The organism is Caproiciproducens lactatisolvens (genome assembly GCF_052443335.1).
Taxonomy (GTDB): Bacteria; Bacillota; Clostridia; order Oscillospirales; family Acutalibacteraceae; genus Caproiciproducens.
Genome location: NZ_CP195750.1, coordinates 487694 through 503591 on the forward strand (window position 1 = coordinate 487694; position 15898 = coordinate 503591).

Sequence of the window (15898 nt, forward strand, 5' to 3'; positions counted from 1 at the left end):
CATGAAAAGACGCCGGCCCAGCCGGCGTCTTTTCATATTACTATGCTTTGTCGGATGATTGGGCATGCATAGGGGCGCTTGCTCCGCTCTCTGTGAAGCTACACAAGAATATACAATTAAGTACAATATCTGTTATTTATTCAGCCTCGGATCTGCTCTATAATTGATTCAGAATAGAAACTGAAGGAGAATTGGAGAGAATGAGGTACGGCTATTTTGATGATAAAAAGAAAGAATATGTCATTGATCGCGTAAACACACCGGTTCCCTGGACGAATTATATCGGTGTAAACGATATGTGCGCTGTTCTCAGCCAAACCGCGGACGGTTATGTTTTTTATCAATCTCCGCAGTACCACCGCATTACGCGTTTCCGCCCGAATGCGCCGGTCAGCCGCCCCGGCCATTATGTGTATCTCCGCGACGACGACACCGGCGAGTATTGGAGCATTTCGTGGCAGCCTGTCGCGAAGGACCTGACCAAAGCGAAATATGAATGCAGGCATGGGCTTTCCTACTCGAAATACCGCTGTGATTATCGGGACATTTCCGCTTGCCAGACGGTGTTTATTCCTCTGAACGAGCCGGTCGAATTGTGGGATGTGGCGCTGAAAAACGACGGGACACGGCCGCGCCGTCTCAGCGTTTATTCTTACCTTGAGTTTTCGTTCCACCAGATCGATATGGACAATCAGAATTTTCAGATGAGCCTGTATGCCTCGGGCTCCAGTTATGCCGACGGCATCATTGAATATGACCTCTATTATGAAGAATCGGGGTATCAGTGGTTTACCTCCAGCTTTGAACCCGACGGGTTCGACTGCCTGCGCGACCGCTTTTTGGGCGCCTACCGCGACGAAAGCAACCCGATCGCGGTCGAAAAAGGGGAATGCTCCGACAGTTTTGAAAAAACAGGCAACCACTGTGCCGTCCTGCAGAAGAAACTTGTTTTGCAGCCGGGGCAGGAGGTGCGGCTCACTTTTCTGCTGGGGGACGGAAAACGGGAGGCAGCCGTCCCTGTGAGGAGAAAATACTCCGATCCGGTCAATGTGGACAAAGCGTTTGCCGACCTCGCGGCTTTCTGGCAGGAAAAGCTCGGCAGGCTGCAGGTCAGCACTCCAAATCAGGGAATGAACACCTCGTTAAACATCTGGAACCTGTATCAGTCCGAAATCAACATTCTGTTTTCACGGTTTGCCTCGTTTATTGAAGTGGGCGGCAGAACCGGCCTGGGCTTCCGTGATACTTCCCAGGACGCGATGACCATCGCCTCCTCCGATCCGGAAAAGTGCAGGAAGCGCATCATCGAGCTTTGCCGCGGCCTCACACGGCAGGGCTACGGGCTGCACCTGTTTCAGCCGAAGTGGTTCGACCCCGAACTCCGGGGAAAACAGCAAAGCTTCCAATCCCCGACGGTGGTTCCCACCCCCGGCAGGGAGGAAATAATTCACGGAATCAAGGACGCCTGCTCGGACGACGCGCTGTGGCTGGTTGCCGCAATCAGCGAATACATTAAGGAAACAGGGGAAGTTTCCCTCCTGGAGGAAACGGTTACCTACGCCGACGGCGGGGAAGATACGGTCTATCAGCACATGATGCGGATCCTTGACTTTTCCGATCAACAGGTTGGCGCCACCGGCATCTGCAAGGGGCTTCGCGCTGACTGGAACGACTGCCTGAATTTAGGCGGCGGGGAAAGCGCGATGGTCTCGTTCCTGCACTACTGGGCAATCCGGCATTTTCTTCATTTGTCCCGGTTCATCGGAAAAATGGAGGAGGCGGAAAAATATGAAAAGATGGCTGCAAAGGTGAAAAAGGCATGTAACGATCACCTGTGGGACGGGGAGTGGTATATCCGCGGGATTACCGCCGGCGGCAGGAAAATCGGGACCCATAACGACCGGGAAGGCAAGGTGCATATCGAGTCCAACACCTGGGCGGTTTTCTCCGGCGTGGCCGACCGTGACCGCGCGGTCACGGCGATGGATTCCGTTGACAAATACCTCTATACGCAATATGGATTGATGCTCAATGCGCCGTCCTATACAAAGAGCGACGACGAAATCGGGTTTGTCACGCGGGTGTATCCCGGCGTTAAGGAAAACGGTTCGATTTTCAGCCATCCGAATCCGTGGGCATGGTGCGCCGAGGCGACCCTTGGGCGGGGCGACCGGGCAATGAAATTTTACAATGCCCTGCTGCCCTATAACCAGAATGATGAAATAGAAGTCCGGCAGTCGGAACCCTATGTTTACTGCCAGTTTGTAATGGGAAAAGACCATACCGCTTTCGGACGGGCAAGGCACCCGTTCATGACGGGCTCGGGCGGCTGGGCGTATTTTGCCGCAACCCGGTACCTTCTTGGCATCAGACCGGATTTTGACCGTCTGATTGTCGACCCATGCATTCCAAAGGATTGGGGCGGCTTCGACGTTACCCGCGTCTGGCGCGGCGCTGTCTATGAAATCCATGTAGAGAACCCGCGCGGCGTCAGCAAGGGAGTGAAAACAACGGAGCTGGACGGAAAAAGCGTTTCCGGCGGGATTCCGGTGCAGAAAGCGGGAACACGGCACCGGGTACATGTCGTGATGGGATAAAAGGAGTCGGCGCTCGCCGTGCAGAGCGGTTTTGTGTACGGAGAAAAGTGCGGTGAAGATATGATAAAATTTGGAACAGGCGGATGGCGCGCAGTCATCGGCGAGGAATTTACCAAAGCGAACGTCCAGCTGTTAACGGCCGCGATCGCGCGAAAGCTGAAAGATCAGGAGAAAACAGCAAATGGATTCGTCATCGGGTATGACCGGAGGTTCCTGTCGGAGGAGGCGGCCAAATGGGCCGCGGAGGTGATGGCGGGGGAGGAAATCCCCTGCCGGCTGATCGACAGGGAATCGCCCACTCCCTTGATTATGTTTGCGGTGCAGTATTATGGGCTGCCTTACGGCATGGCGGTCACCGCCAGCCATAATCCTGCCATTTACAACGGGATCAAGGTTTTCATGAAGGGCGGGCGGGATGCCGATGAAATTCTGACAGGGGAACTGGAACAGTACATGAAGGACATCGACCCGGCTCAGATCGGGCGGATGCCGTTTGAAGACGGGGTAAGGAGCGGCAGAATCGAGCTGATCGATCCCATGAATCAATACATTGACAGCATCATCCGTTCCATTAACATGGACGCGATCCGGAGCCGCGGCCTCAAAATCGTACTGGACCCAATGTACGGGGTCAGTAAAACGGCGCTGCAGACCATCCTGCTCACGGCGCGGTGTAATGTGGACGTCATCCATGAGCGGCACGATGCCCTGTTCGGGGGCAGGCTGCCCGCGCCGAACAGCAAAACGCTTGCCGGGCTGATGAATTATGTCGAGGAAAATCACTGCGACATCGGAATTGCAACCGACGGCGACGCGGACAGGCTCGGTGTGATCAACGACAGGGCCGAGTTCCTCCATCCGAACAAAATTCTGGCCATGCTCTATTATTACCTGATGAAGTTTAAGGGATGGCACGGGGCGGCGGTGCGGAACATTGCCACCACCCATCTGCTTGACCGCATTGCCGAGGATTTTGGGGAAACCTGTTATGAGGTTCCGGTGGGATTTAAATATGTTTCCTCAAAAATGGCGGAAACAAACGCGATTATCGGGGGGGAATCCTCCGGCGGGCTCACTGTGCGCGGACATATTCAGGGCAAGGACGGTATTTATGCGGCTGCGCTGCTGGTGGAAATGATTGCGACCACGGGCCGCAGGCTGTCGGAAATATACAACGAGATTACCGATCAATACGGGAGCTGCGAAATGGAGGAGTGCGATTTTCGGTTTTCACAGGAAGAAAAAGAGAAAATAACGGTAATCCTGCTTCGGGATAAGCTGCTGCCGGAGTTTCCGTACGAGATCGAAAAGGTATCCTACATGGACGGCTGTAAGGTCTACTTTAAAAATAAAGGCTGGATTATCGCGCGTTTTTCCGGTACGGAGCCGCTGCTGCGTATTTTTTGCGAGATGCCCACCCTCCGGGCCGCGCGGGAAATTAGCGATGTTTTCAAACAATTCCTTTCTCTTTCATAACTACTCCTGAAGAAGGCAGCCGCAAATTCCGGCTGCCTTCTTGAAAAGACTATGTTATAATTGAACATATAGAATGATATTCGTACAAGGAAATCTACAGCAATTCCATTTCAGTTTGCGAGACAAAACACGTCACTCCCCCGACGAAGGCGGGGGAGTGACACAACCTTGTTGCAGAATCAACTGGAAATGCTGTATTTTGAGTTTATGAAAGCGGAGAACGGCTATGAAAAGGAAGACGAAGAGGAATTCTCAGCAATTCTCTCTCAAGTGGGGACTGGTCTGTATCATTATCGCATGCTGGATTTTGCCGATCGCTCTGATCAGCGGTGCGACCGGGTATTATATTACGCACAATATCAATGACCAGATTACGGAAACCATTACGACTTCCGCAAATAATTCCCTGAAAATCGCGGTCAATCAGCTCGATTCCGCCATTTCTTCCTCAAGGTATGCGTCCTACAACCCGGCGATTAAAAACGCGTACGGCAGTTTCAACCGAACAGGGGACGCCAATGAGCTGTACGACCGGGTCACGGCGTTTTTGTCGCAGCAGTACAAATACGACGATAAATTTCTCATTACGGCACTGTATTTCTGTGGGGAGCCCGACAACGTTTATTATACGTTTAATGCTACCTACAACGCAACCTCCGCCGTGCAGGAGTACAGAAATCACGCGCATCAGCAGGTGCGCGAATTGTCGGAAACGCTGGGAAGCGATATTGGTTTTATCAACGCCGGCGGACGGATTTATATGGTCAGAAATATCCTTGACGGGGATTATAAACCTTACGCGGTGCTGACGATGCAGCTGGATACCGCGGGCATGTTTGCCGGTATCAAGAATATTGTCTGGGGAAAGGACACGACGATCTGGCTCAACGACACGCCGGTCGTACTGAACGGAGAACAGCTCGCACCCCGGCGGCTGGGGATTGCGTTTAAGGCAAACAGCCAGACGTTCCGGAGCATTGGAGACCGTACTTACCTTTATGGAATGAACCGGACCGGAGTGTACCGGATTTCTTATGTAATCGCGGTGGACATTTCTCCCCTTGCGGCGGAGCTGAACCGATTTAAGATCGTCCTCGTGTGGATGGGCATTCTGATCGTTCCGCTGCTTGCTCTTGTCATCTGGTTTTTTACCCGGAACGTGTCGCGCCCGATCGACCGGCTGATTGTGGAGGCGGGAAATATAGAAGAGGGTAATTTCGGCGTTCAGGTTTCGGGCGGCTCCCGCAGTATCGAATTCCAGTACCTTACGGATGCGTTCAACAGCATGTCGTCCAAACTGAAGTATCAGTTCGACCGGATTTACAGGGAAGAGCTGGCTCTGCGCGACGCCCGCATCATGGCGCTTCAATCCCAGATCAATCCGCATTTTCTGAACAACACGCTGGAAATTATCAATTGGGAGGCAAGGCTCTCCGACAATGTGAAGGTTTCCCGTATGATTGAAGCGCTCTCCACTATGCTTGACGCCGCGATCGATCGCAAAGGCAGGCCGGTTGTTCACGTTTCCGAAGAAATGATGTATGTGGACGCGTATCTGTACATCATTTCGGAACGGCTCGGGAAACGGCTGACCGTAAGAAAAGAAATTGACCCTTCTCTTTTGGACCTGTACGCGCCGCGCCTGATTATGCAGCCGATCATCGAAAACGCTGTCGAGCATGGGATCCAGCCACAGCAGAGAGGAGTGATCGTCATCCGTATTTTCCGCGAGGCAGACAACCTGATCCTTGAGGTGGAGAACGACGGCGCGATGACGCCGGAGGACGAAAGGCGTGTGGAGCGCCTGCTGTCGGATGAATACGATACCGCGAAGGAAAGCGCGAACAATCTGGGAATCCGCAATGTAAACCAGCGCCTGAAGATTATTTACGGGGAGAGCAGCGGCCTTTCAATTAAAATGAACAGTTATGGCCATACAATTTCCAGAATCGTTATTGCTATTGAACAAAGCAAACAATAATATGCAACAAATGGCAAGATTATCTATTATGTTTTTAATGCTGAAAGTGTAATATAGTATTCACTGGAAAAGATACGGCATATTTCAAATAATATGGAGGTTGTTTTATGAAAAGGATAACTGCATTCATCCTTACAATGGCGCTTGGCAGCGCAATGCTTGCCGGATGTCAAAGCACGCCCGCGGCGTCGCAGGCCGCTTCCCAGGCTCCGTCTTCCGAGGCGGCAAAGCCGGTGGAAATTACAGTCGTGACATCCTACGGCGGCGACGACGGCAACAGGGCGAATTATGAAGCCGCTTACAAGGCCTATGAAACCGCTACCGGCAATACGGTCAAGGATGCCTCCGGCACTTCCAACGAAGAGTGGAAAGCCAAAATCATGGCCGACTTTGAAACGGGCGCCGAGCCGGACGTACTTTTTTACTTTAACGGCGTTGATGCGAACAAGCTTGTTCAGGGCGGCAAAGTAGTCAGCATCGATGAGATCCGGAAGACGTATCCCGACTACGCAAGCAATATGACGGACGACCGTCTCGGGGCGTCCCCCGCGGACGGCAAAAACTATTCCGTCCCGGTAAACGGCTACTGGGAAGGACTGTTCATCAACAAGAAGGTCCTCAAAGACTGCGGCGTTGAAGTTCCCGGCGCGGATTACACCTGGGACCAGTTCCTGAAGGACTGCGAGACGATCAAATCGAAGGGAATCACCCCGATCGCCTGTTCTTTGCAGGAGGTCCCTCATTACTGGTTTGAGTACTGCATCTTCAACCACGGCACGCCGGCGACCCATCCGAAGCTTCCCGCTTCTTCCACCGATGAGGTCGGCAAAGCCTGGACAGCGGGTCTCAACGATATTAAAACGCTCTATACAAAAGGTTACTTCCCAAAGAACACCACAACGGCAACGGATGCGGAAACCTTCCAGCTGATGGCTGACGACAAAGCCGCTTTCGCGATCGACGGTTCCTGGAAGATCGGCTGGTTCCAGGAAAACGCAAAGAGCATCGACGACTTTACCGTTACCTACGTGCCGGGTGAAAACGGAAGAAAATCCACGGATATCATCGGCGGCCTGTCCATGGGCTATTATATTACCCAAAAAGCGTGGAGTGACCCCGCCAAGCAGAAGGCGTGCGTCGACTTTGTAAAAGCAATGACGACGGATGAAGTGGTTTCCACCTTCGGCGCGACGGCAGTCACCGCATTGAAGAACGGCACAATCGCGAAAAGCGATACGGATTCCCTGGAGCAGGCGGCTATGGCTATGACCAAGGGCGCAACGGGAATTACTCCCGCAACGCAGGATGGCTTGATACAAACAGCACGTACCGCGCTGTTTGCGGATATTAAGAATATCGCAACCGGAAAAACAACGGCCGAAAAGGCAATCGATGCCTGTCTGGCAATTAAGGGCTAATTCTTCATCTCACATATTTTCCTGTTCAATGTCAAAAACCGGAGAGTGGTGTATCAGCTCTCCGGTTTTTTTAAAGAGGGCGATGATCAATGAATTCTACGATCTACAAAAAAAAATCACCGTTGGCGGTATTCCTGATTCCCGCATTCTTATTTATGGCTGTGTTTCTGTATTATCCTTTTGCCATGAATATTTACAACAGCTTTTGCAATATCACCGGGCTCGGCACGGCGGCGGAGGGGTTTAATTCCCCCTGGTATCTGAATTACGGAAAGCTTTTTCAGGATCCGATTATGAATACGGCGCTGGTCAATACCATGCTGCTCATGCTTTTGACAATCATTTTTCAGGTTGGAATCGCTTTATTGCTTGCTTTATTGATCGACAACATCAAAAAGGGCACTCAGTTTTTCAGAACCGTGTACTTTTTTCCGATTGTCATTTCCGCAACGGCTCTGGGACTTTTATTCAACCTGATTTTTTTATATGACGGCGGCATGGTAAACCAGCTGCTGATGAAGTTTGGCATGACCGATATGATCGATTGGAAGGACGAAGCACATTTTCTGTTTACCATGATGACTCCGGTTATGTGGCAGTATGTCGGATTTTATTTCGTCATCATCGTAACCGGCCTGAATAATATTTCACCCGACATTTACGAAGCCGCGGAGATTGACGGCGCAAGCGGGTTCAACCGTGTCCGCTACATTTCGCTGCCGCTCCTGCACAATGTTCTGATTACCTGCCTGATTTTGGCAGTCACCGGCGCGCTGAAGGTGTTTGACCTGCCCTGGGTCATGATGGGCGCGGGTATGCCGATGGATCAATCGTGGCTGACCGGAACTTATATGTATAACCAGACCTTTACCATGGGCGATGTGGACTACGGTTCCACCATTGCGATTGTGATTGTTGTGATCGGTGTGGTTGTTTCTCAGGTTGCAAACCGAATCTTCAAAGAGAAGGATTATTAGGGGAGGGGAAAAGATGCGAACAGCAGATACACGGGAGCCCGCACGGTCACACGGTGTCCGGCGCAGGGTACAGCCGGGGAAAGTTCTCATTTACCTTGTTCTTTCCTTTTGGGCGGTTACCACCATTTACCCGTTTCTTTGGGTCATTATGAACTCGTTTAAGGTAAAAGGGCTGATTCGGTCCGATTCTTTTTCTGTTCCGATGGGGGACAGCTTTACATTTGATAATTATAAGACGGCCTTCAACCGTGTGGATATTTTCGGAGCATATAAAAACAGTCTTATCATTTCTGTCGCAGTTACCGTCGTTGTCGTACTGCTGGCCGGATTTGCGGCGTACGGTATGGCACGCTATCGGTTCAGGGGCAGAAACGCCCTGCATTCCCTGATCATCGCGAGTATGATGTTCCCGGTTTTCTCCACCATCATCCCGGTTTTCCGTATGATGTTCGGCTGGCATATCGTCAACACGAACAGCGTAGCGCTTTCTCAGCTGAGTGTCATTTTACCGCAGATTGCGGGGAATCTTTCTTTTGCAATCGTCGTTCTCATGGGATTTATCCGGGGGCTGCCGATTGATCTGGAGGAAGCGGCTTATTTGGAAGGATATAATATTTATCAGATCTTTTTTAAAGTGATCGTTCCGATTGCAAAGCCGTCCTTTGCCACCGTTGCCATTTTCACCTTCCTGTGGTCATATAATGATCTTTTTACACAGATGTTCTTTTTACGGTACAAGGATGCCTTTACGATCACACGGCTGCTCAATGAAATCACTTCGATTGCCGGCGTGAATTACGGTTTGATGGCGGCCGCGGTTGTTTTGGTCGTTGTACCCGTACTTGTCGTTTATGTATTCCTGCAAAAAAACATTATCAAAGGGATGACCGCCGGGGCAATCAAGGGATAAAAATTTTATATTACAGCAATTCCATTTCCGTTTGCGGGACAAAACACGTTCCTCCCCGCCTTCGGCGGGGAGGAACGTAGCCTTAAAGTGCTGTAGAATCTTGTACTTTGTACAGAACGGGTATGTTTTTTGTAAACACCAGAAAATATACCCGATTTTTCTGTGTTCTGTGCTATAATTTCAATATGATGATTCGGAGGCATTCAATATGTATAAAGTAATTATTATTGATGATGAAGATATTATTGTGGAAGGCCTTAAAAAGGTGGTCAATTGGGCGAAATATGACTGCGGGGTAGTCGCCGCCGCATCGGATGCAAAGTCCGGGGCAAGAGCGATCCGGGAAAACGATCCGGATATTCTGTTTACAGATATCAAAATGCCCAATATGGACGGGCTTACCATGCTGGCCGGGCTGAAAGGGGAGTTTCCCGATATGCAGATTGCCGTGCTCACGGGATACCGGGACTTTGAGTATGCGACGCGGGCGATTCATATCGGCGTAACGAGGTTTTTGCTGAAGCCTTCTAAAATGAATGAGCTGGAGGAAGCGCTCCAGGCCATGACGGAAAATCTGAGAAAGCAGCGGAAAGGGACGCCGGAATCAAAAGAGAAGCCGGCGGAATTACAGGAAACAAACGCGGCAAACAACTTTATCGTACGGGGAGCTTTAAACTACATAGAACTTCATTATGCGGAGAAGCTGACGCTTACGGAGCTCGCGGAAAAAGCGTACGTGAGCCAGTGGTATCTCAGCAAGCTGCTGAACAAATATACGAATAAGAGCTTCTGCGACCTGCTGAACGAAACCCGGATTAAAAAAGCGGAAGAACTGCTGCGGAACCCTTCTTTGAAGATTTACGAAATTTCAGATGTACTGGGATTCAACGATGTCAATCATTTTTCGCGGGTCTTTAAAAAGATCAGGCAAATGTCACCCAACGAATACCGCAACGTGGTATGTAAATAAGGATACGACGGCGGTTTGATCCATTTGAATATGTCCCGTGGAGCTTGTTCCGGGCTGTCATTGTTGGCACCCGGAACAAGCTTTCTTTATTGGTTCTGGTGCGGTTCAGAATCGGCCGTAGGGAAAACCACCCGGCCCCACCCATCCGGAGCCTTTGCTTTTATTAGGGCACAATTTTAATAAAGAACAACCAAGTTTAACTTGTAATAGTACAACTTGTACATACAAATAAGCAAAGTAATGTTCAAAAATAATTAAATTTATATTGACAAGTTTAAATCTTTGGTATATATTGTAGATGTAAACAGCCCATATTAGGAATAGAAACTGTGTATTTGTTATATTTCCGCTAAAAATAGCGGTATTATAAAAAGTTGTATTAATAACATGTAAGGAGCGAGAGAAGAATGAAAAGGATCAAAAGATTGATGGCGATTTTTCTTACGGCGTGTATGCTTTTGGCAACCGCGGCGTGCGGCTCTGGACCGAGCACATCACAGGCGGCAAATGCCCAGCCGGCTGCTTCTGACGAAGCGCAGCCTTCCGCGGCGGCAAACGGACAGAAAGTCGGTGTGGCAATGCCGACCAAATCCTCCGAACGTTGGATCCGCGACGGGAACAACATGAAAGAGCAGCTCGAAAAGCTGGGCTACACAGTTGACCTGCAGTATGCTGAAGATGATGTTCAGGCACAGGTCTCTCAGATCGAAAATATGATTACGGGCGGCGCGAAGTGCCTGGTAATCGCCTCCATCGATTCCAGCGCTCTGGTAAATGTCCTTGCGGAAGCAAAGAAAAACAACATTCCGGTCATCGCATATGACCGTCTGCTGATGGACACCGACGCGGTTTCTTATTATGCAACCTTTGACAATAAGGGCGTAGGCACACTGATCGGCAAATACATAGAAGAAAAAATGGGCCTGAAAGAAGGCAAGGGTCCTTTCAACATTGAACTGTTCGCGGGTTCTCCCGACGACAATAACGCGCACTTCCTCAACACCGGCGCCATGGAAGTCCTTCAGCCTTATATTGACAGCGGCAAGCTGAACGTTGTTTCCGGCCAGACCGATTTTGACAAAATCTGTACTCTCCGCTGGTCGCAGGAAACCGCTCAGAAAAGAATGGAAGATATTTTGTCCGGCTATTACAGCACCGGCAAGAACGTTGACGTTGTTCTGAGCCCGTTCGACGGCATTTCCTACGGGATTGCGGCCGCTCTGGAAGGTGCGGGCTACAAGGTCGGCACAAAGTGGCCCGTCATCACCGGTCAGGACGCTGAGACAATGGCCATTAAGAACATCAAGTCCGGCAAACAGACCATGACGGTCTTTAAGGATACCCGCCTGCTCGCGTCAAAGTGCGTTACCATGGTCCAGGCCGTGATGGAAGGCAAGCAGCCGGAAATCAACGACACCAAATCCTACAACAACGGCAAGCTGGTTGTTCCCTCCTATCTGTGCACACCTGTTGCAATTACCAAGGACAATATCCAGAAAGAGCTGATCGATTCCGAGTATTATAAGGAATCCGATCTTTCCTGATTCGTTCAAGCTTGAAAATTTGGGCGGCAGTTTTACAGCTGTCGCTCAACCTATTAATACCACAGGAGCGAGGTGCGTAGCATGGCTGATATCATCCTGGAAATGAAGCATATCACGAAGGAATTTTCCGGGGTAAAGGCCTTGGACGATGTAAACCTTACGGTGGAGCGAGGCGAGGTTCACGCCCTTTGCGGGGAAAACGGAGCCGGGAAATCCACCCTGATGAACATCTTGTCCGCGGTTTACCCCTACGGCGATTATTCCGGTGAAATTATTTATAACGGTGGGGAATGCAAATTCCGCGACATTCGGGACAGCGAGCGGAAGGGGATTGTGATTATCCATCAGGAGCTTGCCTTAAGCCCTTATCTTTCCATTGCGGAAAACGTATTTCTGGGCAACGAAATTACGAATGTAAAAAATGTGATTGATTGGAGCCAGACAAGACAGAAGGCAAAAGAAATTCTGGAAAAAGTCGGCCTTTCCGACGAAAACGTAAACCTGCCGGTCAATAAGCTGAGCGTCGGCAAGCAGCAGCTGGTCGAAATTGCGAAAGCGCTGGCCAAAAAGGTGGAACTGCTGATTCTGGACGAACCCACCGCTTCCCTGAATGATGAGGACAGTAAAAAGCTGCTCAACATTATCCTGGGGCTGAAAGAACGCGGAATTACCTGCATCATGATTTCTCATAAGCTGAACGAGCTCAGCCAGGTGGCGGACAGCATTACCGTCATCCGCGACGGCAAAACAATTGAAACGCTGAAGAAAGGACAGGACGACCTGAACGAGGACCGGATCATCAAAGGAATGGTCGGCCGTGAGCTGACGAACCGCTATCCGCCCCGCGAAAGCAAGCCGGGCGACGTTGCGTTCGAGGTCAAAAACTGGACGGTACACCATCCGGACGATCCCGGACGCGTCATGCTCAAGGACGTCAATTTCCATGTCAGGAAGGGCGAAGTGGTCGGCTTTGCGGGGCTGATGGGCGCCGGACGCACGGAACTCGCGATGAGCATTTTCGGAAAATCTTACGGAAGCAAAATTTCCGGAGAGATCTATAAAGACGGAAAGAAGCTGGTTCTGCGCGATGTCCAGGATGCGATCCGCAACGGGATTGCCTACGCTTCGGAAGACCGGAAAAATTACGGGTTGGTTCTGATCAACGACGTTCGCTGGAACATGACGCTTTCCAGCCTGCGCGACCGTTTTTCCAGGCATTGGGTTATTGACCAGAACGAAGAAATCGTGGCTGCCGAAGAATACCGCGGAAAGCTCAATATCAAAACGAATTCCATCAGGCAGATCACGGGTTCGCTTTCCGGCGGAAACCAGCAGAAGGTCGTTCTTTCCAAATGGATTCTCGCCAATCCCGACGTCCTGATTCTGGATGAACCGACGCGCGGAATCGATGTAGGGGCGAAATATGAAATTTATGAGATTATCAACGACCTTGCAAAGGCGGGGAAGGCGGTTGTCTTTATTTCCTCCGAGATGCCGGAGCTTCTCGGCGTCTGCGACCGGATTTATGTTCTGAACCAGGGCGAAATAGCCGGGGAATTGGATAGGGGAGATTTTTCTCAGGAAATGATTATGAAAATCATTATGTCACATACCAGAAGGGAGAAGCAGGCGATATGAGTACTTCAAGTCTTGCAAAGAAAAAATCCGGCAGTACAAATGCGAAGCAATACGGAATGCTGATTGCCCTCATTTTGATTTATTTTATCTTTAATCTGCTTTCGGGCGGTAAAAATGTCAGCCCGATGAACGTTAATAATCTGATTATGCAGAACAGCTACGTTGTCATCCTTGCGGTCGGCATGCTGCTCTGCGTATTGACCGGCAACGTCGACCTTTCCGTCGGCTCCGTGGTTGCCTTTACCGGCGCCGCGTGCGCCATTATGGTCCTGGACCTTCACCTTCCGATTGCCGTTGCGTTTTTGGTGATTCTGCTGTGCGGCCTTCTGGCAGGCGCGTGGCAGGGGTTCTTTATCGCGTATCTGAATGTTCCTGCATTCGTCGTGACCCTTGCAAACATGCTGATTTTCCGCGGACTTACCATGGTGATCCTCGGCGGTCAGACAAAGGGCCCGCTGCCTACGGATTACGTACAGATCGGCGCGGGCTATCTTCCCGAAATCTATACCTATATCGGCGGACAGAAGATTGAACTGCTTTCCATTCTGGCCGGTGTTATTGCCTCGCTGATCGTCATTTATCTGGAAATCCGTTCCATCAATAAGAAAAAATCCTACGGATTTGAAGTGCCCGCCGTATGGCAGGAGATTGTGAAGCTTGCCGTCATCATTTCGATTATTAACTTCTTTACCGTCAAGCTTGCCTGTTACAACGGGCTTCCGGTTGTTCTTGCGCTGATGCTGGTACTGATCATCATCTACACCTTCATTACCAACAACACGGTCCCCGGCCGCCAGATTTACGCGGTGGGCGGCAATGCGAAAGCGGCAAAGCTTTCCGGTATCAAAACCCAGCGCGTGATGTTCTGGATTTACGTGAGCATGGGCCTGATGAGCGCTTTGGCCGGCATTGTTCTCTCCGCCAGAAATGCGTCTGCCACGCCGAAAGCGGGCGACGGTTTTGAGCTTGACGCCATCGCATCCTGTTACATAGGCGGCGCAGCCGCACTTGGCGGAAGCGGCACCATTATCGGTGCGGTCGTCGGCGCGCTGATCATGGGCGTGCTGAACAACGGGATGTCGCTGATCGGCTGGTCCGTCGATATTCAGAGAGTCGTGAAGGGCCTTGTCCTTCTGGGTGCTGTAACAATCGACCTGATTTCAAAAAAGAAGGCTTCCTGATTTGTCTGCCAGTGCTGTTCAGATGTATTGACAATCTATACAAGGTTCATGTATCATAATTTCAAAATATAACGGAAAAAGGAAGGCAGCACTGTGATGGAAATGCCAAAATATATGACTCTGGTCACCTGGATCAAAAATAAAATCGAAACGGGAGAGCTCAAATACGGGGAAAAGCTGTATTCCGAAAACGAGCTGGGCGCAATGTTCGGTATCAGCCGGCAGACAGTCCGTCAGGCAATCAATATTCTGGTACAGGACAAATATCTTGAAAGCAGGCAGGGCAGCGGTACCTATATCATTTTCAACGCATCGGCCAAACGGGAACCCACTATGACCATCGGTGTGGTCACCACCTATGTGGGCGCGTATATTTTTCCGCAGATTATCCGCGGAATTGAAAACGTGCTGACAACAGCCGGGTACTCCATGCAGCTTGCGTTTACGCACAATAAGGTCCAGAACGAAAACAGAGTCCTGCGCTCCATGCTGGAAAAAGGCGTGGACGGGATGATTATTGAGCCGACCCAGAGCGGCCTGCCGAATCCGAATTTTGAGATTTATGAGGAAATCCAGCGGCAAAGGATTCCGGTGCTGTTTATCAACAGCAGCTATCCGGGCATTAAGATACCGCATGTGTCCATGAACGACCGCACGGCCGGGCTGATTGCCGCGCAGTACCTGATCAATGCGGGCCACAAGCGGATTGCGGGAATTTTTAAGTCGGATGACCACCAGGGTCATCTGCGCTATGCCGGATATTTGGACGCCCTGCTGAAAGCGGGATATGAAATTCATGATGAAAACGTGCTCTGGTACTCTACGGAGGATATTCCCGACCTTACGCAGTTTGCGGAGATTGTCCTGCGGCGTGTAAAAGACTGCACCGCTCTGATCTGTTACAACGACGAGATCGCGATGCAGATGGTGGACATTATGAAGAAAAACGGCATTGCGGTTCCGGAGGACCTTTCTCTGGTCAGTATTGATAATTCCGATCTTGCGGATCTTTGTGAGGTTCCGCTTACCTCGGTCGCACACCCCATGAATGTGTTGGGGGACACCGCGGCGCGAAACCTGCTGCACCTGATTCAGGACCATGCATTTAAGGCCACGGTCGATTTTGAACCGACGATCGTAGAACGCAAGTCCGTCAGAGTGCTCGAATAAGACGGAAAACGGAAGGGGCTGAGAAGCCTTTCTGTT

11 protein-coding genes are annotated in these 15898 nt (G+C 50.7%); all 11 read left to right on the forward strand.

The genetic code is table 11. The features are described 5' to 3' along the window. Positions 1-200: 200 nt before the first annotated feature. The 11 genes from ACRQV7_RS02385 to ACRQV7_RS02435 all read left to right on the forward strand — a co-directional run bounded on the left by ACRQV7_RS02385 (position 201) and on the right by ACRQV7_RS02435 (position 15862). Positions 201-2597, forward strand: a complete 2397-nt coding sequence (locus ACRQV7_RS02385) for a GH36-type glycosyl hydrolase domain-containing protein (protein ID WP_444659284.1) — start codon at positions 201-203, stop codon at positions 2595-2597. Positions 2598-2657: 60 nt separating this feature from the next. Beyond that, complete coding sequence (locus ACRQV7_RS02390; protein WP_444659285.1) at positions 2658-4073, forward strand: phosphoglucomutase/phosphomannomutase family protein; 1416 nt, start codon at positions 2658-2660, stop codon at positions 4071-4073. Between the two features lie 226 nt (positions 4074-4299). Further along, on the forward strand, positions 4300-6054 hold the full coding sequence (locus ACRQV7_RS02395; protein WP_444659286.1) for a sensor histidine kinase: 1755 nt from the start codon (positions 4300-4302) through the stop codon (positions 6052-6054). 107 nt (positions 6055-6161) lie between these two features. Further along, the gene (locus tag ACRQV7_RS02400; protein WP_444659287.1) at positions 6162-7472 is read left to right on the forward strand and encodes an ABC transporter substrate-binding protein; all 1311 of its coding nucleotides are present in this window, start codon (positions 6162-6164) and stop codon (positions 7470-7472) included. Between the two features lie 89 nt (positions 7473-7561). Continuing rightward, positions 7562-8449 (forward strand): carbohydrate ABC transporter permease, encoded by an 888-nt coding sequence (locus ACRQV7_RS02405; RefSeq protein ID WP_141827089.1) that lies wholly within the window; start codon positions 7562-7564, stop codon positions 8447-8449. A 13-nt stretch (positions 8450-8462) separates the two neighbouring features. After that, a complete protein-coding gene (locus tag ACRQV7_RS02410; protein ID WP_444659288.1) occupies positions 8463-9359 on the forward strand; it encodes a carbohydrate ABC transporter permease in 897 nt (298 codons plus the stop codon). A 208-nt stretch (positions 9360-9567) separates the two neighbouring features. Further along, entirely contained in the window at positions 9568-10329 is a 762-nt protein-coding gene (locus tag ACRQV7_RS02415; RefSeq protein WP_444659289.1) for a response regulator transcription factor, read from the forward strand. Positions 10330-10736: 407 nt separating this feature from the next. Continuing rightward, positions 10737-11873 (forward strand): multiple monosaccharide ABC transporter substrate-binding protein, encoded by a 1137-nt coding sequence (gene chvE / locus ACRQV7_RS02420; RefSeq protein ID WP_444659290.1) that lies wholly within the window; start codon positions 10737-10739, stop codon positions 11871-11873. 81 nt (positions 11874-11954) lie between these two features. Beyond that, positions 11955-13511, forward strand: coding sequence for a multiple monosaccharide ABC transporter ATP-binding protein (gene mmsA / locus ACRQV7_RS02425; protein ID WP_444659292.1), 1557 nt, complete (start codon positions 11955-11957; stop codon positions 13509-13511). Then, positions 13508-14692, forward strand: coding sequence for a multiple monosaccharide ABC transporter permease (gene mmsB / locus ACRQV7_RS02430; RefSeq protein ID WP_444659293.1), 1185 nt, complete (start codon positions 13508-13510; stop codon positions 14690-14692). Before mmsA ends, mmsB begins: the two co-directional genes overlap by 4 nt. Before the next feature lie 96 nt (positions 14693-14788). Then, the gene (locus ACRQV7_RS02435) at positions 14789-15862 is read left to right on the forward strand and encodes a GntR family transcriptional regulator (protein WP_444660195.1); all 1074 of its coding nucleotides are present in this window, start codon (positions 14789-14791) and stop codon (positions 15860-15862) included. The last annotated feature ends 36 nt before the right edge of the window (positions 15863-15898 follow it).

Bases quoted from the DNA above. Each gene is read 5' to 3' on its own strand.
- mmsB (WP_444659293.1), top strand. From the start codon at position 13,508: ATGAGTACTTCAAGTCTTGCAAAGAAAAAATCCGGCAGTACAAATGCG.
- ACRQV7_RS02410 (WP_444659288.1), top strand. From the start codon at position 8,463: ATGCGAACAGCAGATACACGGGAGCCCGCACGGTCACACGGTGTCCGG.
- ACRQV7_RS02395 (WP_444659286.1), top strand. From the start codon at position 4,300: ATGAAAAGGAAGACGAAGAGGAATTCTCAGCAATTCTCTCTCAAGTGG.
- chvE (WP_444659290.1), top strand. From the start codon at position 10,737: ATGAAAAGGATCAAAAGATTGATGGCGATTTTTCTTACGGCGTGTATG.
- ACRQV7_RS02390 (WP_444659285.1), top strand. From the start codon at position 2,658: ATGATAAAATTTGGAACAGGCGGATGGCGCGCAGTCATCGGCGAGGAA.
- ACRQV7_RS02415 (WP_444659289.1), top strand. From the start codon at position 9,568: ATGTATAAAGTAATTATTATTGATGATGAAGATATTATTGTGGAAGGC.
- ACRQV7_RS02435 (WP_444660195.1), top strand. From the start codon at position 14,789: ATGGAAATGCCAAAATATATGACTCTGGTCACCTGGATCAAAAATAAA.
- ACRQV7_RS02385 (WP_444659284.1), top strand. From the start codon at position 201: ATGAGGTACGGCTATTTTGATGATAAAAAGAAAGAATATGTCATTGAT.
- ACRQV7_RS02405 (WP_141827089.1), top strand. From the start codon at position 7,562: ATGAATTCTACGATCTACAAAAAAAAATCACCGTTGGCGGTATTCCTG.
- mmsA (WP_444659292.1), top strand. From the start codon at position 11,955: ATGGCTGATATCATCCTGGAAATGAAGCATATCACGAAGGAATTTTCC.
- ACRQV7_RS02400 (WP_444659287.1), top strand. From the start codon at position 6,162: ATGAAAAGGATAACTGCATTCATCCTTACAATGGCGCTTGGCAGCGCA.